At 74.5% G+C, this 20,136-nt stretch carries 19 protein-coding genes; 11 read left to right on the forward strand and 8 right to left on the reverse strand.

From position 1 onward, the window contains the following. Positions 1-156 precede the first annotated feature (156 nt). The 3 genes from BMX74_RS44205 to metH form a co-directional block, all read right to left on the reverse strand. A complete protein-coding gene (locus BMX74_RS44205; protein WP_055501020.1) occupies positions 157-645 on the reverse strand; it encodes a hypothetical protein in 489 nt (162 codons plus the stop codon). 110 nt (positions 646-755) lie between these two features. Continuing rightward, the gene (locus tag BMX74_RS19005; protein WP_055501019.1) at positions 756-1,400 is read right to left on the reverse strand and encodes an HAD family hydrolase; all 645 of its coding nucleotides are present in this window, start codon (positions 1,398-1,400) and stop codon (positions 756-758) included. 35 nt (positions 1,401-1,435) lie between these two features. After that, positions 1,436-4,900: a methionine synthase gene (gene metH, locus BMX74_RS19010; protein ID WP_091101855.1), complete on the reverse strand. Its 3,465-nt coding sequence runs from the start codon at positions 4,898-4,900 to the stop codon at positions 1,436-1,438. 285 nt (positions 4,901-5,185) lie between these two features. On the opposite strand from metH, the gene BMX74_RS19015 reads away from it, so the two are divergent. Then, on the forward strand, positions 5,186-6,040 hold the full coding sequence (locus BMX74_RS19015; protein WP_055501017.1) for a PAC2 family protein: 855 nt from the start codon (positions 5,186-5,188) through the stop codon (positions 6,038-6,040). On the opposite strand, the gene BMX74_RS19020 is transcribed toward BMX74_RS19015, so the two are convergent. Next, positions 6,004-6,783, reverse strand: a complete 780-nt coding sequence (locus BMX74_RS19020) for a sirohydrochlorin chelatase (RefSeq protein ID WP_091101856.1) — start codon at positions 6,781-6,783, stop codon at positions 6,004-6,006. The two genes, BMX74_RS19015 and BMX74_RS19020, sit on opposite strands and share 37 nt — an antisense overlap. Further along, complete coding sequence (locus BMX74_RS19025; protein WP_091101859.1) at positions 6,780-8,051, reverse strand: uroporphyrinogen-III synthase; 1,272 nt, start codon at positions 8,049-8,051, stop codon at positions 6,780-6,782. The genes BMX74_RS19020 and BMX74_RS19025 overlap by 4 nt, the downstream gene beginning before the upstream one ends. Positions 8,052-8,302: 251 nt before the next feature. On the opposite strand from BMX74_RS19025, the gene BMX74_RS19030 reads away from it, so the two are divergent. Continuing rightward, positions 8,303-8,791 (forward strand): peptide deformylase, encoded by a 489-nt coding sequence (locus BMX74_RS19030; RefSeq protein ID WP_091101861.1) that lies wholly within the window; start codon positions 8,303-8,305, stop codon positions 8,789-8,791. Here BMX74_RS19030 and BMX74_RS19035 read toward each other — a convergent pair. The 3 genes from BMX74_RS19035 to BMX74_RS19045 are packed head-to-tail and all read right to left on the reverse strand — an operon-like array spanning position 8,724 to position 10,573. After that, positions 8,724-9,011, reverse strand: a complete 288-nt coding sequence (locus tag BMX74_RS19035; RefSeq protein WP_082534560.1) for a WhiB family transcriptional regulator — start codon at positions 9,009-9,011, stop codon at positions 8,724-8,726. The two genes, BMX74_RS19030 and BMX74_RS19035, sit on opposite strands and share 68 nt — an antisense overlap. Positions 9,012-9,041: 30 nt before the next feature. Next, positions 9,042-9,962, reverse strand: coding sequence for a glycosyltransferase (locus BMX74_RS19040; RefSeq protein ID WP_055501014.1), 921 nt, complete (start codon positions 9,960-9,962; stop codon positions 9,042-9,044). Continuing rightward, the gene (locus BMX74_RS19045) at positions 9,959-10,573 is read right to left on the reverse strand and encodes a D-glycero-alpha-D-manno-heptose-1,7-bisphosphate 7-phosphatase (protein ID WP_337959854.1); all 615 of its coding nucleotides are present in this window, start codon (positions 10,571-10,573) and stop codon (positions 9,959-9,961) included. Before BMX74_RS19045 ends, BMX74_RS19040 begins: the two co-directional genes overlap by 4 nt. A 173-nt stretch (positions 10,574-10,746) precedes the next feature. Here BMX74_RS19045 and BMX74_RS19050 point away from each other — a divergent pair, with 173 nt between their 5' ends. From BMX74_RS19050 to BMX74_RS19090, 9 genes are read left to right on the forward strand one after another with little or no spacing between them, the layout of a single operon-like run. After that, positions 10,747-12,378: a carbamoyltransferase family protein gene (locus BMX74_RS19050; RefSeq protein WP_055501012.1), complete on the forward strand. Its 1,632-nt coding sequence runs from the start codon at positions 10,747-10,749 to the stop codon at positions 12,376-12,378. After that, on the forward strand, positions 12,375-13,346 hold the full coding sequence (locus tag BMX74_RS19055) for a glycosyltransferase family 2 protein (protein WP_091101864.1): 972 nt from the start codon (positions 12,375-12,377) through the stop codon (positions 13,344-13,346). Before BMX74_RS19050 ends, BMX74_RS19055 begins: the two co-directional genes overlap by 4 nt. After that, on the forward strand, positions 13,343-14,470 hold the full coding sequence (locus tag BMX74_RS19060; protein WP_091101866.1) for a glycosyltransferase family 9 protein: 1,128 nt from the start codon (positions 13,343-13,345) through the stop codon (positions 14,468-14,470). The genes BMX74_RS19055 and BMX74_RS19060 overlap by 4 nt, the downstream gene beginning before the upstream one ends. Further along, a complete protein-coding gene (locus BMX74_RS19065) occupies positions 14,467-15,654 on the forward strand; it encodes a glycosyltransferase (protein WP_055501010.1) in 1,188 nt (395 codons plus the stop codon). The genes BMX74_RS19060 and BMX74_RS19065 overlap by 4 nt, the downstream gene beginning before the upstream one ends. Positions 15,655-15,656: 2 nt before the next feature. Next, positions 15,657-16,205, forward strand: coding sequence for a D-sedoheptulose-7-phosphate isomerase (locus BMX74_RS19070; RefSeq protein ID WP_055501009.1), 549 nt, complete (start codon positions 15,657-15,659; stop codon positions 16,203-16,205). Beyond that, positions 16,202-17,545 carry a PfkB family carbohydrate kinase gene (locus BMX74_RS19075; RefSeq protein ID WP_091101868.1) on the forward strand — a complete coding sequence of 448 codons (1,344 nt, stop codon included), beginning with the start codon at positions 16,202-16,204 and terminating at the stop codon, positions 17,543-17,545. The genes BMX74_RS19070 and BMX74_RS19075 overlap by 4 nt, the downstream gene beginning before the upstream one ends. Continuing rightward, positions 17,542-18,216, forward strand: a complete 675-nt coding sequence (locus tag BMX74_RS19080; protein ID WP_055501007.1) for an SDR family oxidoreductase — start codon at positions 17,542-17,544, stop codon at positions 18,214-18,216. The genes BMX74_RS19075 and BMX74_RS19080 overlap by 4 nt, the downstream gene beginning before the upstream one ends. Continuing rightward, entirely contained in the window at positions 18,207-19,079 is an 873-nt protein-coding gene (locus BMX74_RS19085; RefSeq protein ID WP_055501006.1) for a glycosyltransferase family 9 protein, read from the forward strand. Before BMX74_RS19080 ends, BMX74_RS19085 begins: the two co-directional genes overlap by 10 nt. Continuing rightward, entirely contained in the window at positions 19,076-20,038 is a 963-nt protein-coding gene (locus tag BMX74_RS19090; RefSeq protein WP_055501005.1) for a UDP-glucuronic acid decarboxylase family protein, read from the forward strand. Before BMX74_RS19085 ends, BMX74_RS19090 begins: the two co-directional genes overlap by 4 nt. The last annotated feature ends 98 nt before the right edge of the window (positions 20,039-20,136 follow it).

The raw sequence follows: 20,136 nt of genomic DNA on the forward strand, positions 1-20,136 counted from the left end.
CAGGAGGCAGAATCTATGGCCTGAGCTGCTGTGACTAGCCCCTCAGCGCTCGATGTGGCTCAACTGTGATTGACGCGAAACTCATTCGTATCGATCTTGGAGGGAATGTCCGGGGCCCGTACCGGTTGGGTCTCGGAACTGTGACACAGCCCACCCTCAACTGATGCCGTGACGCTTGAGGATGTCCTCGACGTCAGAGAAGTCGTCGTCGGAGGCGGGCTTCCGGGCTGTGCCGGGCGCCTGCGCGGGCTTGGACCGGCCCACCGCCGGGGTGTCGCCCCGGCCCGCCACCGGCTGTGTCTTCGCCGCCGGCTCCTCACCCTTGGGCCTGCCCCGCGACAGGGTGCGCCCGCGCAGCACGCCCGAGACGAGGAACAGCACCACCGACAGGCCCGTGACCGCGATGCCGGCCCAGACGAGCGGGTTGAGCACCAGCCCGGTGACGAACCCCACGAGCGTGGCGCCCACCGTCCACAGCGCCTGCAGCGCCCCCGTCAGGTACGCCGCCACCGGCAGCAGCGCCCACGCCGCCACCCGCATGCCCGAGGCCGCCCCCCTGCGCCTGAACGCCATGAAGCTCATCACCAGCCCCACGGCCGTGACACCGGCGCACAGCGGCAACCACGCGATCTGTTCGAAGGACATTCCGGCCGCTCCCCGTCCGTTGGCTGTCGTCGGCTACCTCTCCATCCTGGCACGCCGACCGGCGGACGCAGCTCCTCCGGAAGCCGGACTTCTCCCCTAAGGGACAACCCTCAGACGCGGACGAGACCCCGCAGATCGGTCACCGAGACGGCGGTGAGCGAGTCGACCACGAGCCGGCCGGGCGCCGGGTCGATCGGCAGCAGGCTCGGCACGGCCACCACCGCGCAGCCCGCGGCCGTGGCCGCGGCGACGCCCGTCGGGGAGTCCTCCAGCACCACGCAGCGCACCGGCTCCACGTCCAGCATCGCGGCCGCCGTGAGGTACGGCTCGGGGTCGGGCTTGGTGCGCCGCACGTCGTCGGCGGTGACGACGGCGTCGAACAGGTGCCTGCCGACCGCGCCGAGCGCCGCCTCGGCGATGTCCTTCAGCGACGAGGTGACCAGCGCCACCGGCACGCCCTCGGCCCGCAACGCGGCCAGCAGCTCACCCGCGCCCGGCATGACGGGCACGCCCAGCGAAAGCCGCCCGACCATGCCCTCGACCATCCAGTCGCGGACCGTGCCCGGCGGCACGTCGGCGCCCGAGACCGCCAGCATGTACGCGACGGCCCGCTCCATCGACCCGCCCACCAGACGCGCCTGGTGCTCGATCGTCCAGACCGCGCCGAGGCGCGCCATGACCTCGGTCTCGATCTCCAGCCACACCTTCTCGCTGTCGACGAGAAGCCCGTCCATGTCGAAGAAGACGGCTTCCACCGCTCGTTACCCCCGATTCCCTGCCGCGCCGGCCGTCAGACGTTGAAGTACTTGGCTTCGGGATGGTGCGCGACGAGGGCCGAGGTGGCCTGCTCGGGGTGGAGCTGGAACTCCTCCGAGAGCGTGACGCCGATGCGCTCCGGCTGCAGCAGCTCGAAGAGCTGCACCTGGTCCTCCAGGTTGGGGCAGGCCGGGTAGCCGAACGAGTAGCGGCAGCCCTGGACGTTGACCTTGAGCATGTCGTCGAGCGACTCGTCGCCGCCGATGCCCCACTCGGAGCGCACCCGGGCGTGCCAGTACTCGGCGAGCGCCTCGGTGAGCTGCACGGACAGGCCGTGCAGTTCGAGGTAGTCGCGGTAGGCGTCCTTGGCGAACAGCTCGCCGGTGGCCTGGGCGATCTTCGAGCCCATGGTGACGACCTGGAAGCCGACGACGTCCACCTCGCCGGAGTCCTTCGGACGGAAGAAGTCGGACAGGCACAGGTGCCGGTCGCGGCGCTGGCGCGGGAACGTGAAGCGGGTGCGCTCGCGCCCCGCGTCGTCGAGGATGATCAGAGAGTCTCCGTCGCTGACGCACGGGAAGTAGCCGTAGACCACGGCCGCCTCCAGCAGGCCCTCGGTCTGCGCCCGCTCCAGCCACATGCGCAGCCGCGGCCTGCCCTCGCCCTCGACGAGCTCCTCGTAGCCCGGCCCGTCGCCGCCCCTGGTGGGCTTGAGCCCCCACTGGCCGAGGAACAGCGCGCGCTCGTCGAGGAAGGCGGCGTAGTCGGCGAGCGGGATGCCCTTGACGATGCGGTCGCCGTGGAACGGCGGAGCGGGCACCCGGTTGTCGGCGGCCACGTCGGAGCGGGAGGGCAGCTCCTCGACCGGGGTGCGGGTGAGCACGGCGCCGGTCTTGACGCGGCGCTCGCGCAGCGGCGGCAGCGTGGCGCCCTCGACGCCGCGCTTGACCGCCATGAAGGCGTCCATCAGGCGCAGCCCCTCGAACGCGTCGCGGGCGTAACGCACCTCGCCCTCGAACAGCTCCGCGAGGTCCTGCTCCACGTACGCGCGGGTGAGCGCGGCGCCGCCGAGCAGCACGGGGTACTTGCCCGACAGGCCCCTGGAGTTCATCTCCTCCAGGTTCTCCTTCATCACGACCGTGGACTTGACGAGCAGGCCCGACATGCCGATGACGTCGGCCTTCTGCTCGTCGGCGGCCTCGAGGATGGAGGAGACCGGCTGCTTGATGCCGAGGTTGACGACCTCGTAGCCGTTGTTGGACAAGATGATGTCGACGAGGTTCTTGCCGATGTCGTGGACGTCGCCCTTGACGGTGGCCAGCACGATGCGGCCCTTGGTCTCGCCCTCGACGCGCTCCATGTGCGGTTCGAGGTGGGCGACGGCGGTCTTCATCACCTCGGCCGACTGCAGCACGAACGGCAGCTGCATCTGGCCGGAGCCGAACAGCTCGCCCACCGTCTTCATGCCGTCGAGCAGCACGTCGTTGATGATCTCCAGGGCGGGGCGCTCGGCCAGCCCGGCGTCGAGGTCGGCCTCCAGGCCCTTCTTCTCGCCGTCGACGATGCGCCGCTTGAGCCGCTCCCACAGCGGCAGCGCCGCCAGCTCCTCGGCCCTGGCGGAGGCGGCGGAGGAGCTGTCGACGCCCTCGAACAGCTCCATGAAGCGCTGCAGCGGGTCGTAGCCCTCGCGGCGGCGGTCGTAGACCATGTCGAGGGCGACCCTGCGCTGCTCCTCGGGGATGCGCGCCATCGGCAGGATCTTCGAGGCGTGGACGATCGCGGAGTCGAGCCCCGCGTTGACGCACTCGTTGAGGAACACCGAGTTGAGCACCACGCGGGCGGCCGGGTTGAGGCCGAAGCTGATGTTCGACAGGCCGAGGGTGGTCTGCACCTCGGGGTAGCGGCGCTTGAGCTCGCGGATCGCCTCGATGGTCTCCAGGCCGTCGCGCCTGGTCTCCTCCTGGCCGGTGGCGATGGGGAAGGTGAGGCAGTCGACGATGATGTCCTCGACCCGCATGCCCCAGTTGGTGACGAGGTCCTCGATGAGGCGGGTGGCCACGCGCACCTTCCACTCGGCGGTGCGGGCCTGGCCCTCCTCGTCGATGGTCAGGGCCACGACGGCCGCGCCGTGCTCGCGCACCAGGCGCATGATGCGCTGGAAGCGGGAGTCGGGGCCGGCGCCGTCCTCGTAGTTGACGGAGTTGACCGCGGCGCGCCCGCCCAGCATCTCCAGGCCGGCCTGCAGGACGTCGGGCTCGGTGGAGTCGAGCATGATCGGCAGGGTGGAGGCCGTGGCGAAGCGGAAGGCCAGCTCCTTCATGTCGGCCACGCCGTCGCGGCCGACGTAGTCGACGCACAGGTCGAGCATGTGGGCGCCGTCGCGGGCCTGGTCGCGGGCCATCTCGACGCAGTCGTCCCAGCGGCCCTCCAGCATGGCCTCGCGGAAGGCCTTGGAGCCGTTGGTGTTGCAGCGCTCGCCGATGGCCAGGTAGGAGGTGTCCTGGCGGAACGGGACGGTCTGGTACAGCGAGGACGCGCCGGGCTCGGGGTGCGGCCGCCTGGCGGCCACCTCCCTGCCGCGCACCCGCTCGACCACGCGGCGCAGGTGCTCGGGCGTGGTGCCGCAGCAGCCCCCGACCAGGGCCAGGCCGTAGTCGCGGGTGAAGGCGTCGTGCGCCTCGGCCAGCTCGTCGGGGGTGAGCGGGTAGTACGCGCCGTCGGCCGTCAGCACCGGCAGGCCCGCGTTGGGCATGCAGGAGAGCCTGAGCCTGGAGTGGCGGGCCAGGTAGCGCAGGTGCTCGCTCATCTCGGCCGGGCCGGTGGCGCAGTTGAGGCCGACGATGTCGACGCCGAGCGGCTCGATGGCGGTGAGCGCGGCGCCGATCTCGGAGCCGAGCAGCATGGCGCCGTTGGTCTCGATGGTGACCTGGGCGATGATCGGCACGTCGCGGCCGGCGGCCTCGATGGCCGTGCGGGCGCCGACGACGGCGGCCTTGACCTGCAGGAGGTCCTGGCTGGTCTCGATGATGATCGCGTCGGCGCCGCCCGCGACCAGGCCGGCGGCGTTGTCGCGGTAGGCGTCGCGCAGGCTCGCGTACGGCAGGTGGCCGAGCGTGGGCAGCTTGGTGCCGGGGCCCATCGAGCCGAGCACGAAGCGCGGGTGGTCGGGCGTGGACCAGTGGTCGGCCCGCTCGCGGGCGATCCTGGCGCCGGCCTCGGAGTACTCGAACACGCGGTCGGCGATGTCGTACTCGCCGAGGGCGGCGAGGTTGGCGCCGAAGGTGTTGGTCTCGACGCAGTCGACGCCGACGGCGAAGTAGGCGTCGTGGACGCCCTGCACGATGTCGGGCCTGGTGACGTTGAGAACCTCGTTGCAGCCCTCGTGGCCCTCGAAGTCGTCGAGGGTCGGGTCCTGGGCCTGGAGCATCGTGCCCATAGCCCCGTCGGCCACGACGACCCGCTGGGACAACACTTCTCGGAAGGATGGGGAGATGCTCATGGAACAGAGCTTATCCGCTGCCGCCCGCCCGGCATCGCGTTGACCACGTATCGGACGCCCGTGGAGCCCCGCGCCGCGTGCTCTCCCGCGGCGTGTCCCGCGCGGCGGGGATCGGGCGCGTCGCGACACGCCGCCCCACCTGATGTCCCCCTTGTCCCATCAGCCCCGAATGCCGACGTCAGCCGGGCCGCCGGGAGCCGCGGCGGCGGCCGCGACGGAGATCAGTGACGCCGACGGCCCCCGACCGCATAGGCTTAGCGCGACGGAGGAGAGAGGAGGCGACACGTGATCGAGTTCGAAGGGCTGCCCGAGCTCGTCGAGCCGGTGCTCATTGCCGCGTTCGAGGGCTGGAACGACGCGGGCGAGGCTTCCAGCGGTGTGATCGCCCACCTCGAGTCCGCGTGGAAGGCCGAGCCCCTGCTGGCGCTCGACCCCGACGACTACTACGACTTCCAGGTCACCCGCCCGGTCGTCGAGATGGGCGACGGGCTCACCCGGTCCATCGTGTGGCCCACCACCCGGCTGCTGCGGGCCAGGCCGCCGGGCAGCGAGCGCGACGTCGTGCTGCTGCGCGGCATCGAGCCCAACATGCGCTGGCGCTCCTTCTGCTCCGACATCATCGGCGTCTGCCGCGAGCTCGGCGTCGAGATGGCCGTCATGCTGGGCGCGCTGCTCAACGACTCGCCGCACACCCGTCCCGTGCCCATCCTCGGCGGCGCCACCGACGAGGGGCTGGCCCGCTCCACCGGCCTTGAGCTCAGCAGGTACGAGGGCCCCACCGGCATCGTGGGCGTGCTCCAGCACGCGTTCGGCGAGGCGGGCCTGAACGCCGTCTCGCTGTGGGCGTCCGTGCCGCACTACGTGGCGCAGCCGCCCAACCCGAAGGCCACGCTGGCGCTGCTGCGCCGCCTCGAGGACCTCCTGGAGATCCCGATGCCGCTGGGCGACCTCGACGAGGAGGCCAGGGCGTGGGAGCGCGGCGTCGACGAGCTCGCCTCGCAGGACAGCGAGGTCGCCGAGTACGTCAAGGAGCTCGAGGAGCGCAAGGACGCCGCCGAGCTGCCCGAGGCCAGCGGCGACGCCATCGCGGCGGAGTTCGAGCGTTACCTGCGGCGCAGGGACCGCGACACCGACGGCTGACCCGCGGCCTGCGGCCCGTGCGGCGCCGAGACCGTGCGCGGGCCCCGTCCGTGGCCCGCTGCCGCCCGCGCCTCGTCGTACCGGCGCCAGATCAGCGCGGCCACGTCCGGGTCGGCCCCCAGCGGGCCGCTGACGAGGTCGGCGCCCGCGGCGGCCAGCCGGTCGTGGAAGAAGCCCGGGGCGAGCAGGTAGGAGGCCACGGCCACGCGGGCCACACGCGGCGCGGGGGTCGCCCTGAGGCGGTCCAGCGCCTCCTCGACGGTCGGCGTCCCGGAGGCGGCGAACGCGGCCGTGACGGGCCTGGCCAGGCGCGCCGCGAGCCTGCGGGCCGCCGCGCGCACGTCGGCGAGCGCGGCGGGGTCCGACGAGCCTGCCGCCCCCAGCACCACCGCGTCCGTGGGCCGCAGGCCCGCCTGCGCGAGCCCTCGGGCCAGCGCCGCCGTGAGCAGCGGGTGGGGGCCGAGCCGGCCGGCCACCACGGCGTCAGGGCGGCGGCGGGCCACCACGGCGGGCAGGTCGATGTGCGCGTGGTAGCCGCCCGCGAGCAGCAGCGGCACGACGACCACCGGCCCCGGCACGCGGGGCAGCACGTCGGCCAGCGACGGGCTGCTGATCTCCAGGTGGGCGAGCTCCACCCGGCGCCCCGGCCGGGCGGCGCGGACGGCCCCGGCGAGCGCCGCGAGCGTGCGCTCCCCCGCGGGGTCGCGCGTGCCGTGCGCGGCCAGGACGAGCGAGGCCGTCACGACCCCGCCCCGGGCCGGCTCGGCTCCCGGCCGCTCGGCTCCTGGCGGCTCGGCTCCTGGCGGCTCGGCTCCTGGCGGCTCGGCTCCTGGCGGCTCGGCTCCTGGCGGCTCGGGCCGTAGTGGCAGGCGAGGCGGTAGCCGCGCTTGACCACGGTCTCGACGATCCCGGAGGGGCCGAGCGCGCGGCGCAGCCTGGTGACGGCCATCTCGACGGCGTGCTCGGCGGAGTCCCTGGACACGCTGCCCGGCAGCACCGTCCGCAGGTCGGCGCGCGAGACCACGTGCCCGGGACGCTCGGCCAGGCGCTTGAGCACGGCCATGGGCGCGGGCGGCAGCGGTCTCAGCTCGCCGTCCACGGCCACCGCGTGGCCGCGGATCTCCAGGTGGTGCTCGGCGGCGACCAGGCGGGTGACGCCGTGCTCGGGCAGGTGCCTGGCCAGCGCGCGGGCGAGCGCGCCGAGCCGCGCCCGGTCCGGCTGCAGGGTGCGCACGCCGCGCGAGACGAGCGGCGCGGCGGTGACGGGGCCGACGCACGCGGCCACGACCGTCCCGGAGAACGCGGCGAGCAGCCGCTCCTCCAGCCCTTCCGCGCGGGCCGCGCCCAGCATGGCGTGGACGGCGGGCGCGCTGGTGAAGGCGACGGCGTCCACGGCGCCCGACACGGTCTGGGTGATGAGACGGCGCAGCGGCGCCATGTCCCGGTACGGCAGCCACCGGTAGACCGGGATCTCGATCACCTCGGCCCCGGCGCTGCGCAGGTCGGCCACGAACTCGGTGAGCGGCTCGCCGTGCTGCTGCACCGCCAGGCGCCGCCCGCGCAGGTCCTGGGCGAGCAGGTACTGCTTGACCTCCTCGCAGGACTCGCCGGCCGGGGTCCAGTGGTCGCCCAGCCCGGCAGCGCGCACCGCGCCCCTTGCCTTCGGGCCGCGGGTGAGCAGGCGGGCGGCGGACAGGTGCCCCACGAGGTCGGCCGACAGCCCCCAGCCCTCGGCGGCGGCCATCCAGCCGCGGAACCCGACGCCCGTGGTCACCACGACGTCGTCCAGGGGCGCGGCGAGCGCGGCGCGGGTGGCGGCCAGCAGGTCGGCGTCCTCGGCGAGCGGGACGAGGCGGATCGCGGGGGCGCTCAGCACGCGGGCGCCGCGCCGCTCCAGCAGCGCGCCGAACTCCTCGCGCCGCCTGGTCGCGGTGACGCCGACCGTGAACCCGGCCAGGGCGTCCGGCGCCGTCTCAGGAGAGGGACCGGTCTCCAGGGGAGGAGCGCTCACGGACACACCTCCGGATGGTCGTCGCGCAGCGGGTACGGGCCCGGCCGGGCCCCGAGCACCCAGCCGGGCATCACAGGAACGTGTGCCGGAAGTGAGATCACCCCCCGATACTGCTTTCGGGTGGTTTCGCCGCTGGGTCTCCTCTGTTACCGCTGTGCTACAAGGCGGGCGCCCGGGGATTGGCCGCCGCCGCCCGGGGGAAACGTGACCATGGCGTCGATCCCGACGCCGCGACGATCGGGGAGTTGCGGGTGACTGTGCGGCCCATACGCCTGTTCGACGATCCGGTGCTGCGCTCGGTGGCCGAGCCGGTGCGGGACTTCGACCGAGGGCTACGCGACCTGGTGAAGGCCCTGACGGCCACGCTGCGCGCCGGGCCGGGGCGCGCCGGCCTCGCGGCCCCTCAGCTCGGGGTGCCGCTGCGGGTGATCGTCTACTCGTACGACGGCAGGTCGGGCCACCTGGTGAACCCCCGCCTGGAGCTGTCGGAGCGGCGCGTGACCGCCGACGAGGCGTGCCTGTCGGCGCCCGGCGTGTGGTGGCCGCTGGAGCGTTCCTACATGGTCACGGCGCGCGGCCGCGACATGTTCGGCAAGCCGGTGACCCTGCGGGCGCTCGGCGTGCTGGCGCGGGTGCTCCAGCACGAGGCCGACCACCTCGACGGGGTGCTGTTCAGCGACCACCTGGCAGAGGACGAGCGGGAGCGCTTCCTTGCCGAGGCACTGCCGACGCGGCGATGAGCGAGCGCCGCTCGTCGGGGTCGGTGCCTCCCCACACGCCGTGAGCCTGGCGGGTGCTCAGCGCGTACGCCAGGCACGGCTCGCGCACCGGGCAGCCGTTGCAGATCTTCTTGGCCTGCTCGACCTGTGACTGGCACGGACCTTCCATCGAGATCGGGAAGAACAGCTCCGGGTCCAGGTCGAGGCAGGCGGCCCTGCGTGACCAGTCGAGCATCATCATGCCGATCGCGCCTACCCACCGGACCAGGGCTCATACCTCGGCGAGCAGGGCGTCCCAGTCCCGCAGGAACCTGTCGAGCCCGTAGCGCGCCAGGGCGGCGGTCCTGGCGGCCTTGCCGGCCTGCGCGGCGCGCTCGGGGTCGGCGACGAAGGCGGCCAGCGCGTCGGCCAGGACGTCCACGCGGGTCGACAGGACGCCCGCCTCGGGCGGCACCGCCTCGACCGCCTCGGTCGCGGCCAGCGCCACCACCGGCATGCCGAGCGTCATCGCCTCGATGAGCGCCAGGCCCAGCGACGTCCACCGGTACGGGTGCAGGTAGACGCGGCGCCTGGCCAGTTCGGCGTGCATGACGTGCTGCGGCAGGTCCTCGAAGGTGCCGTACGGCAGGCCCTCGACCTTCATGCCGAAGACGTCGAGCGGCGCCCTGGCGTGGAAGCGCGGCAGCAGGTCGGTGCCGGCGACGCGGGTGCGCCGCACCGGCTCGTTGACGACGACGCCGGCCCTGGGCAGCTCCCCGGTGTACAGGTGGCCGGGGTCGGGGACGCCGTGCTCGATCACCCGGGTGGGCGCCCTGCCGTTGTCCCAGAACAGCTCGTTGAAGTGGGTGACGTGCACCAGGGTGACGTCGTCGCGGCCGGCCAGCGGGTGGCGGGTGGCCGGGACGTCGCCCTTGGGGGTGTTGTGCTCGACGTACACGCCGGGGACGCGGCGGCCCAGCCACTCGCGGGCCAGGTCGAGCTCGTGCGGGCGCTGGTGGACGACGACGTCCACCTGCTCGTGGCGCAGCCGGTCCCAGGGCACCTCGCGGGCGTTGCCGGGCCAGTCGTAGGTCTCGGCCCTGCCCCGCCCGTCGGGCCCCCTGCCGGGGACGAGGGGCAGCAGGTAGTCGTGGCCGCCCCTGACGAACGCGCTGGTCCACGAGCCGTGGACGTGCCAGACGAGGATCCTCACCAGCGGCTCCAGCCCAGCGCCCGCGCCCAGGTGGACGCCCCCGCGGCCGCCACCGGGCCGTCCAGGTCGCTCAGCACGCGGTCGACGGCGTCGAGGAGGTTCCCCGCCACCTCGGGCGCGTCGCGGATCTCCTCCTCGCGGGTCACCGCGGTCGGCACCAGGATGCCCCGGGCGCCGGCGGCCCTGGCCGCCTCCATGTCCCTGCCGATGTCGCCCACGACGACGCACTCGCGGGGGCTGACGTCGAGCACGGCCGCCGCCCTGATCACCAGGCCGGGCGCGGGCTTGCGGCAGGTGCAGCCGTCGGTGTCGTCGTGCACGCAGATCGCCCAGGCGTCGAACGGGCCCAGCAGTTCCTCCACCCTGGCGTTCACCTGGTCCATCTCGTCGGGCGTCAGCAGGCCCTTGGCCACGCCCGACTGGTTGGTGACCACCGCCACCGGCACGTCGGCGCGGCGCAGCCGCGACACGGCCTCCACCGCCCCCGGCATCGGCTCCACCTTGGCGGGGTCGCCGTTGTACGGCACGTCCCTGATCAGGGTCCCGTCCCGGTCGAACAGCACCGCTCCTGGACGCCGCTTCTCGAACACCTGCCACCTCCGTCCGTCCACCCGCGCCACCCCTGTCGCGTGCCGGGCAGCTACCCGGGGCGTCACCCGGCAAACAACTACTCAGCGTGACCAACCGCAGGAGGTGAGGGCCGTTTCCGCACCTCCTGCGTGTACGTGAGGTTTGAGAGCCGCTTCTCTCGGTAGCGGTTCTCGACATCTCGCAGGGAGGGAAGATGAAGTTTCTCGGCATCAACGCGATCTTTCACGACCCCGCGGCGGCGCTGGTGGTGGACGGGAGGATCGTGGCGGCCGCCGAGGAGGAGCGATTCAGCCGCCGCAAGCACGGCAAGCGGCCTCTGGCCTTCTCCGCGTGGGAGCTGCCCGAGCAGGCCGCCGCCTGGTGCCTGCGGGAGGCCGGCCTCTCCCCCGAGGACCTCGACGCGGTCGCCTACTCCTACGACCCCTCCCTGGTGACGGGGCGCCCCGAGGGCGACTGGGAGGACCTGCGCACCCGGTACGCGGTGCGCGCCCCCGCCTTCCTCGCCACGGCGCTGCCCGGCCTCGACCCCGGCCGGGTGTCGTACGTGCCGCACCACGTCGCCCACGCCGCGTCGGCCGGGCTGGCCTCGCCCTGGCGGGACTGCGCCGTGCTCGTGTGCGACGGGCGCGGCGAGAACGTCTCCCACCTGGCGGGCCGCTACCGGGACGGCGAGCTGGAGGTGCTGGCGGCCCAGGAGCTGCCGCACTCGCTCGGCCTGATGTACGAGGAGGTCACCGAGCACCTGGGCTTCCTGCGCTCCAGCGACGAGTACAAGGTCATGGCGATGGCGTCGTACGGGCGGCCGCGCCACCTGGAGGCGCTGCGCGAGGTCGTGCACGCCACCGGCGACGGCGGGTTCCGCGTCGAGCCGGTCGACTGGGGGTCGTTCGCCAAGCGGCTGCCGAAGGGCGGGGCGTGGACCTCCGACCACGCCGACCTGGCGGCGAGCGTGCAGGCCAGGCTGGAGGAGGTGCTGCTCGACCTGGTGCGCTGGCTGCACGAGCGCACCGGCGAGCGGCGGCTCGCCCTGGCCGGCGGCGTGGCGCTCAACTGCGTGGCCAACACGCGGCTGCTGCGTGAGGGGCCGTTCGAGGAGATCTGGGTGCAGCCGGCGGCGGGCGACTCGGGCACGGCGCTCGGCGGCGCGCTCCACCTGGCCCAGGCGTACGGCGAGCCGGCCGGCCCCATGCCGGGGGCGGCGCTGGGGCGGGGCTTCACCGACGAGGAGCTGGGCGCCTGGCTGGACGTGGCCAGGGTGCCCCACACCAGGCCGGCGGACCTGGGCGCGGCGGTCGCGGCCGAGCTGGCCGCCGACAGGATCGTGGCCTGGTTCCAGGGGCGCTCCGAGTACGGGCCGCGGGCGCTCGGCCGCCGCTCGCTGCTCGCGCACCCCGGGCACGCCCGCAACACCGAGCGGCTCAACGACGTCAAGGGGCGTGAGCAGTTCCGTCCGGTGGCGCCGATGGTGCTGGAGTCGCGGGCGAGGGAGATCTTCGGGCGCGGGCCGGTGCCGTCGCCGTACATGCTGTTCGTGCACGACGTGCACCCGGACTGGCGCGACCGCATCCCGGCGGTCGTGCACGTGGACGGCACCGCGCGCATCCAGACCGTCTCCCCGGCCGCCGACCCGCTGATGGCGCGCGTGCTCAGCGAGTTCGAGGCCCGCACGGGGCTGCCGGTGGTGGTCAACACCAGCCTCAACACGGCCGGGCGTCCCATGGTGGACGACCCGCGTGACGCGCTGGAGTGCTTCGGCTCCGCGCCCGTGGACGTGCTCGCGCTCGGGCCCTACCTGGTGCGGCGCGGGGAGGTGTTCGCTTCATGATCACTGTGGTGATCCCCACGATCGGCAGGCCGAGCCTGGCGGCCACGCTGGCCGCGCTGGAGCCGTCCCTGCCGGTGATCGTGGTGGACGACCGGCCGGACCGGCAGGCGCGCGAGGCGCTCGCCGTGCCGGGCCACGTCACGGTGGTCCGCTCGGGCGGGCTCGGCCCGGCCGCGGCGCGGAACGCCGGGTGGCGGGCCGCGCGCACGCCCTGGGTGGCGTTCCTGGACGACGACGTCGTCCCCGAGCCCGGCTGGGCCGAGGCGCTGGAGAAGGACCTGACGGACCTGCCCGCGGACGTGGCGGGCAGCCAGGGCCGGCTCGTCGTGCCGCTGCCGGAGGGCCGGCGGCCCACCGATGCCGAGCGGAACACGGCGGGCCTGGCCGAGGCGCTGTGGCCGACCGCCGACATGGCCTACCGGCGCTCGGCGCTGGAGGACGTCGGCGGGTTCGACGAGCGCTTCCCCCGGGCGTACCGGGAGGACGCCGACCTCGCGCTGCGCGTCGGGCGCGCCGGGCACCGGCTGGTCGTGGGCCGCCGGCGGACCGTCCACCCGGTGCGCGACGACGGCTTCTGGGCGAGCGTCCGCCTCCAGCGGGGCAACGCCGACGACGCGCTCATGCGGCGCCTGCACGGCCCCGCCTGGCGGCAGGCGATCGGGGGCGCGCCGGGCCGGCTGCGGCTGCACGCGGTGACCACCGCCGCCGCCGCGGCGGCCGTCCTGGCCGTGGGCGTCTCGGCCGTGCTCGCCGGCGCGGGGGACCGCCGCGGGGCCCGGCGGGCGCTGTCGGCGGCGGCGTCCGCCGCCGGGCTGTGGGCGGGGCTGACCGCCGAGTTCGCCTGGCGGCGCGTCGCCCCGGGGCCGCGTACGCCGGGCGAGGTGCTGCGCATGGCCGTCACCAGCGTCGCGATCCCGCCGGTCGCCTGCGCGCACCGGCTTCGGGGTGAATGGAGGGTGCGGCGATGACCAGGCACGGCGCGAGGACGGCCCGGCAGGCGGCGAAGCCGGAGAAGGCGCGCGCCGCCTCCGGCAGGGGGCGGCGCCCCGCCGGCACGGGAGGCCGGGGACGGGTGCTGGTGGCGCGGCTCGACGACGTCGGCGACGTGCTGCTGACCGGTCCCGCCGTCCGCGCGGTGCGCACGCTCGCCGACGAGCTGCTCTTCCTCGCCGGACCCAACGGCCGCCGCGCCGCCGAGCTGCTCCCCGGCGTGGACCGGGTGATCGAGTGGCGCGCGCCGTGGATCGACCACACGCCGCCGCCGGTCAGCGGCGCCGAGGTGGACGCGCTGGTGTCCGGGCTGCGCGGCGTGGACGAGGCGGTCGTCCTGACCTCGTTCCACCAGTCGGCGCTGCCGCTGGCGCTGCTGCTGCGCCTGGCCGGGGTGCGCAGGATCACCGCCATCAGCAACGACTACCCGGGCTCGCTGCTCGACGTCCGGCACCAGGTGGACGAGAGCGTGGACGTGCCCGAGGCCGAGCGCATGCTCGCCGTGGCCAGGGCGGCCGGGTTCGACCTGCCACCGGGCGACGACGGCGGACTCGCTGTTCGGAGGCCCCTTCCGGATATCCGCGGCCTGGCGGGGCAGCTTACGGGTGTCGGCGCCGGTGCCGACGAAGGCACGTACGTCGTGGTGCACCCCGGAACGACGGCTCCCGCGAGGACGTGGCCCGCCGAACGGCATCGGCAGGCGGTGCGGGAACTGGCCGACGACGGGCACCGGGTCGTCGTGACCGGCACGGAACGTGAGCTCACCGCCTACGTGGCCGGCGACGTCGCCGTCGATCTGGGCGGCGCGACCACGTTCCCCGAGCTGGCCGCGGTCATCGAGCACGCCGCCGTGCTCGTCGCGGGCAACACGGGGCCCGCGCACCTCGCGGCCGCTGTCGGCACGCCGGTCGTGAGCCTGTTCGCCCCCGTCGTCCCCGCCGAGCGGTGGGCGCCGTACGGCGTGCCCACGGTGCTGCTCGGCGACCAGCACGCGCCCTGCAGGGGGAGCAGGGCGCGGGTCTGCCCGGTCCCGGGGCATCCGTGCCTGTCGCAGGTCACCGGTGAGCAGGTGGTCAAGGCAGTGAGGGAGCTGATGCAGTGAAGGTCGATCTCATCTCCGAGCACGCGGACCCGCTGGCGGCGATCGGCGGCGTCGACTCCGGCGGCCAGAACGTCCACGTCGCCGCCCTGGCCGTCGAGCTGGCCAGGCGGGGGCACACGGTGCGGGTGCACACCCGCCGCTGGTCGCCCATGCAGCCCGACCGGGTCGCCGTCGCGCCCGGCGTGAGCGTCGAGTACGTCAAGGCCGGCCCCGCCGCCCCGGTCCCCAAGGACGAGCTGCCGCCGTACATGCCGGAGTTCACCGAACGCCTGGCCGAGCGGTGGTCGCAGAGCCCGCCGGACGTCGCGCACGCCCACTTCTGGATGAGCGGCCAGGCCGCGCTCCGCGCCGCGGGCGGGATCCCGGTGGTGCAGACCTTCCACGCGCTCGGCACGGTGAAGCGGCGCTGGCAGGGCGAGGCCGACACGAGCCCGGCGCACCGCCTCGACACCGAGCGCGAGATCGGCAAGCGGGCCGACGCGGTGCTCGCCACCTGCAGCGACGAGGTGGGCGAGCTGGTCGCGATGGGCGTGCCCGAGCACCGCGTCGCCGTGGTGCCGTGCGGCGTGGACCTGTCGATGTTCTGCCCGGAGGGCGAGGTCGCGCCCCGCCCCGACGGGCCCATGGTGCTGAGCATCGGCCGGATGGTGCCGCGCAAGGGCGTCGACACGCTGATCGCGGCGATGCGCCAGATCCCCGGCGCCCAGCTCGTCATCGCGGGCGGCAGCCAGGAGGACGCGGAGGCCGTCCGGCTGCGCGACCTCGCGGCGGCGTACGGGATGGACGACCGCGTCCACATCATCGGCAGCGTGCCGCGCGACCGGGTACCCGCGCTCATGCGGTCGGCCGAGGTCGTGGCGTCCGTGCCCTGGTACGAGCCGTTCGGCATGGTGCCCGTCGAGGCGATGGCCTGCGGGGTGCCGGTGGTGGCCTCCGCGGTCGGCGGCCACCTGGACACCGTGGCGGGAGCCGGGGTGCTGGTGCCGCCGAGGAAGCCGCGCGCGCTGGCCAGGGCGCTGCGCCTGCTGCTCGACGACCCGGCGAGGCGGCGGGCCGTCGGCGAGGCGGGAGCCCGCCGGGCGCGCGAGCGCTACGGCTGGCCGCGCGTGGCCGAACGGACCGAGGCCGTGTACGAGCAGGTGATCGACGGCAAGGTGTGCCGTCTGGCGGCACTGGGGGGTTGACCATGGACACGCATCTGCTGAAGCTGCGCGACGCCCTGGAACGGGTCGATGACCACGTGGTCACCGTCCGGGCCTGGGGCGGCAAGCTGGCCGGCGTGCTGTCGGCCGGGGGCAGGCTGCTGGCCTGCGGCAACGGCGGCTCCGCGGCCGAGGCGCAGCACCTGACGGCCGAGCTGGTCGGCAGGTTCAGGGCGGACAGGCCGGCGTACGCGGCGATCCCGCTGCACGCCGACACCTCGTCGATCACGGCGATCGCCAACGACTTCGGCCACGAGCAGGTGTTCGCCCGCCAGGTGCAGGCGCACGGCCGTCCCGGTGACGTGCTGATCTGCCTGTCCACGAGCGGCGGCAGCCCGAACGTGCTGGCGGCGGCCAGGGCGGCGCAGGAGCGCGGCATCCTCGCCTGGGCGCTGACCGGGCCCGCGCCGAACCCGCTGGCGGGCATGTGCGACGAGGCGGTCGCGGTGCCCGCGGAGGAGACCGCGACCGTCCAGGAGGTGCACCTCGCCATGATCCACATGCTGTGCGACGCGGTCGAGGAGGCCCTGTGACGGGGCCCCTCGTCGTCATCGGCGACACGCTGCTCGACGTGGACGTCGAGGGCGGCACGGAGCGGCTGTGCCCGGACGCGCCCGTCCCCGTCGTGGACGTGGCCGCCGAACAGGCCAGGCCGGGCGGCGCGGGCCTCGCCGCGCTGCTCGCGGCGCGCGACGGCGCCGACGTCGTGCTGGTCACGGCCGTCGGCGACGACCCCGACGGCCGGCGGCTGTGCGGGCTGCTGGCGGGCGAGGTGGATCTCGTCCGCCTGCCGCTGCGTGGCGGGACCGTGCGCAAGGCCAGGGTGCGGGCCGGCGGGCAGACGCTGCTCAGGCTGGACACCGGCGACGGCCGCGCCCGGTACGCCCCCTCGGCGGAGGCGGCCTCCGCGATCGCCGAGGCGGGGGCGGTGCTGGTCTCCGACTACGGCAGGGGCGTGGCCAGGATGGCCAGGGAACTGCTGGCCGGGCTGGACGTGCCCGTGGTCTGGGACCCGCACCCGCAGGGCGAGCGTCCCGTGCCCGGCTGCGCGCTGGTGACGCCGAGCGAGTCGGAGGCGCGGCTGCTGTGCTCGTCGGGCTCGTCCGGCTACCACGGACCGGACCAGGCGGCCCGCCACCTGGTGCGGTCGCTGGAGGCGCGGGCCGTGTGCGTGACGACGGGCGCGGGCGGCGCGGCGCTGGCCGTGCGGGGCGGCCCGCTGACGTCGGTGCCGCCGCCGGTCAGGGCGAGCGGCAGGGACGCCTGCGGCGCCGGTGACAGGCTGGCCGGGGCGGCGGCGCTCGCGCTGCGCGACGGCGCGGGCGTGCGCGAGGCCGTGACGGCCGGCGTGGCCGCCGCGTCGCGGTTCGTGCAGGGCGGCGGCGCCGCCTCCGTCCGGGTCAGGGAGCAGCGGCTCGGCGACCGGCCGCGTACGGCGCTGGAGGTGGCCGAGGTCACCAGGGCGTCGGGCGGGCGGCTGATCGCGACGGGCGGCTGCTTCGACCTGCTGCACGCGGGGCACGTCAGCCTCCTGCGGCGGGCCAGGGCGCTCGGCGACGCGCTCGTCGTCTGCGTCAACTCCGACGACTCGGTGCGCAGGCTCAAGGGCCTGTCGCGGCCCATCGTGGACGTGCGCGACCGGGTCGAGGTGCTCAGGGCGCTCAGCTGCGTCGACGCGGTGATGGTGTTCGAGGAGGACACCCCGGCCGCGGCGATCGAGCGGCTGCGCCCCGACGTGTGGGTCAAGGGCGGCGACTACGAGGGGGAACGCCTGCCCGAATCAGAGGTCCTCGGCCGGCTCGGCGCGGAGATCGTCGTGCTGAGCACCCTGCCGGGACGTTCCACCACGAATCTAATCAGGGAGATCCGATGAACATTCTCATCACCGGGGGCGCCTCCGGACTCGGCCTGGCCACCGCCGAGGCCGTGGAGAAGGAGGGCTGGCGGGCGCTCGTCGTGGACGTTCGCGCCCCCGACCAGCGGTTCGACCACGTCACCGCCGACCTGGCCGACAGGGGGCAGGCCGAGCGGGCGGTACGCGAGCTGGCCGAGCGGGCCGGCGGCCTGGACGGCGTGGTGACGGCCGCCGGCATCGACGCCTGCGGCCGGCTGGAGGACGTGCCCGCCGACGACTGGGAGCGCGTCGTCAAGGTGAACCTGCTCGGCACGGCGTCGGTCGTGCGGGCGGCGCTGCCGTACCTGAGGCGCAGCCACGGCAGGATCGTCACCTGCGCCTCGACCCTCGGGCTGCGCCCGCTCAGCGACGCCTCCGCCTACAGCGCCTCGAAGTTCGGCGTCATCGGCTTCACCCGGGCCCTGGCGATCGAGCTGCGCGGCGAGGTCGGCGTGACCACGCTGATCCCCGGCGGCATGCGGACGAGCTTCTTCGACGGCCGTCCCGAGCAGTACAAGCCGGGGCCGGAGGCGGGGCTGAACGACCCGGCCGACGTCGCGCAGACCGTGGTGTTCGCGCTGCGCCAGCCCGCCGGATGCGAGGTGAGGGAGCTCGTCGTGTGTCCTTCCACGGAGACGTCATGGCCCTAGAACTCCTGGTGCTGCGCGGCCTCGGGCTGGGTGACCTGCTCACGGCCGTGCCCGCGCTGCGTTCGCTGCGCCAGGCGTTCCCCCGGCACCACGTCACGCTCGCCACGCCGAAGGTGCTCGGCGCGCTGCTGCCGTACATCGGGGCGGTGGACGACCAGATCGACGTGTCGGGGCCGGGGCCGGTGCCGTTCGAGCGGCCGGACATCGCGGTCAACCTGCACGGGAAGGGCCCGCAGAGCATCGAGGCCCTGCGGGCCACCCGGCCGGCGCGGCTGATCAGCTTCGGGGTGGGCCCGCCCTGGCGCGACGGGGTGCACGAGGTGCGCCGCTGGTGCGGCCTGCTGGAGTGGCACGGCATCCCCGCCGACCCCGAGGACCTGACGCTCGGCATCTCCGACAGGTCCGGCCCGGTGATCGTCCACCCCGGCGCGGCCTACCCGGCCCGGCGCTGGCCGCCCGAACGGTTCGCCGAGGTGGCCGCCGCGCTGGACGACGTCGTCGTCACCGGCAACGCCGAGGAGGTGCCGCTGGCCAGGCGGGTCGCCGAGCTGGCGGAGCTGCCCGGGGACCGCGTGCTGGCCGGGCGCACCGACCTGGCGGACCTGATCGAGCTGGTGAGCACGTCGCGGCTGGTCGTCTGCGGCGACACGGGCGTGGCGCACCTGGCCACCGCGTTCTGCGTGCCGTCCGTGGTGCTGTTCGGTCCGGTCTCCCCCTCCGAGTGGGGGCCGCCACCCGGCTGGCGGCACGTCGCCCTGTGGGCGGGGCACCGGGGCGACCCGCACGCGGACCGGCCCGACCCCGGCCTGCTGGAGATCGAGGTCGACGAAGTCGTCGAAGCCGCCTTGGAGGTCACGTCATGAGGGCTCTGGTCACGGGAGGCGCCGGTTTCCTCGGCTCCTACCTCTGCGAACGCCTGCTGGAGGCGGGGGCGGAGGTCGTGTGCATGGACAACTTCCTGACGGGCGGGCCGCGCAACGTCGAGCACCTGCTCGACCGGCCGGAGTTCCGCCTGGTCGAGAGCGACCTGGCGGGCTACGTCCACGTGCCCGGCCGGCTCGACCTCGTGCTCCACTTCGCCTCGGCCGCCTCTCCCGTCGACTACCTGCGCTACCCGATCGAGACGCTCCGCGTGGGCAGCGTCGGAACGCTCCACGCGCTCGGGCTGGCCAGGGAGAAGGCCGCCAGGTTCGTGCTCGCCTCCACCAGCGAGGTGTACGGCGACCCGCTCGAACACCCGCAGAAGGAGACGTACTGGGGCAATGTCAATCCGGTGGGCCCGCGCAGCGTGTACGACGAGGCCAAGCGCTTCGCCGAGTCGCTGACCACCGCCTACCGGCACTCGCGCGGCACCGACACCGGCATCGTACGGATCTTCAACACGTACGGCCCGCGCATGCGCCCCTTCGACGGCAGGGCGATCCCGACGTTCATCCGGCAGGCCCTGACGGGCGAGCCGATCACCGTGACCGGCGACGGCTCGCAGACCCGCTCCATCTGCTACGTGGACGACACCGTCTCCGGGATCATGGCGATGGCGGAGAGCGACTTCGCCGGCCCCGTGAACATCGGGAACCCGGACGAGGTGACCATGCTGGAGCTCGCCACGACCATCAAGGAGTTGAGCGGGTCGTCGTCGCCGATCGAGTTCGTGGAGCGCCCGGCGGACGATCCGAAGGTGAGGCGGCCCGACACGACGCTCGCCGCGGAGCGGCTGGGCTGGCGGGCGCGGGTGCCCGCCGCCGAGGGACTGGCCAGGACCATCGGCTGGTTCACCGAGGAACTGCACCGCCACGGCCACCTCGACCACGCCGACGCCTGACCCCGGCACCCGCCACCGGCACCTGGCCTCCGCGCCTGACCCCGGCACCTGGCCTCGCGCCTGACCCGGCACCTGACCCCGGCACCTGGCCTCGCGCC

It is taken from the genome of Nonomuraea pusilla (assembly GCF_900109355.1).
Classification (GTDB): Bacteria; Actinomycetota; Actinomycetes; order Streptosporangiales; family Streptosporangiaceae; genus Nonomuraea; species Nonomuraea pusilla.

What these genes read in the sequence shown, in the direction of transcription:
- BMX74_RS19090 (WP_055501005.1), top strand. Translation starts at nt 19,076, where the DNA reads ATGAGGGCTCTGGTCACGGGAGGCGCCGGTTTCCTCGGCTCCTACCTC.
- BMX74_RS19060 (WP_091101866.1), top strand. Translation starts at nt 13,343, where the DNA reads ATGACCAGGCACGGCGCGAGGACGGCCCGGCAGGCGGCGAAGCCGGAG.
- BMX74_RS19070 (WP_055501009.1), top strand. Translation starts at nt 15,657, where the DNA reads ATGGACACGCATCTGCTGAAGCTGCGCGACGCCCTGGAACGGGTCGAT.
- BMX74_RS19035 (WP_082534560.1), bottom strand. Translation starts at nt 9,011, where the DNA reads ATGATGATGCTCGACTGGTCACGCAGGGCCGCCTGCCTCGACCTGGAC.
- metH (WP_091101855.1), bottom strand. Translation starts at nt 4,900, where the DNA reads ATGAGCATCTCCCCATCCTTCCGAGAAGTGTTGTCCCAGCGGGTCGTC.
- BMX74_RS19055 (WP_091101864.1), top strand. Translation starts at nt 12,375, where the DNA reads ATGATCACTGTGGTGATCCCCACGATCGGCAGGCCGAGCCTGGCGGCC.
- BMX74_RS19085 (WP_055501006.1), top strand. Translation starts at nt 18,207, where the DNA reads ATGGCCCTAGAACTCCTGGTGCTGCGCGGCCTCGGGCTGGGTGACCTG.
- BMX74_RS19080 (WP_055501007.1), top strand. Translation starts at nt 17,542, where the DNA reads ATGAACATTCTCATCACCGGGGGCGCCTCCGGACTCGGCCTGGCCACC.
- BMX74_RS19050 (WP_055501012.1), top strand. Translation starts at nt 10,747, where the DNA reads ATGAAGTTTCTCGGCATCAACGCGATCTTTCACGACCCCGCGGCGGCG.
- BMX74_RS44205 (WP_055501020.1), bottom strand. Translation starts at nt 645, where the DNA reads ATGTCCTTCGAACAGATCGCGTGGTTGCCGCTGTGCGCCGGTGTCACG.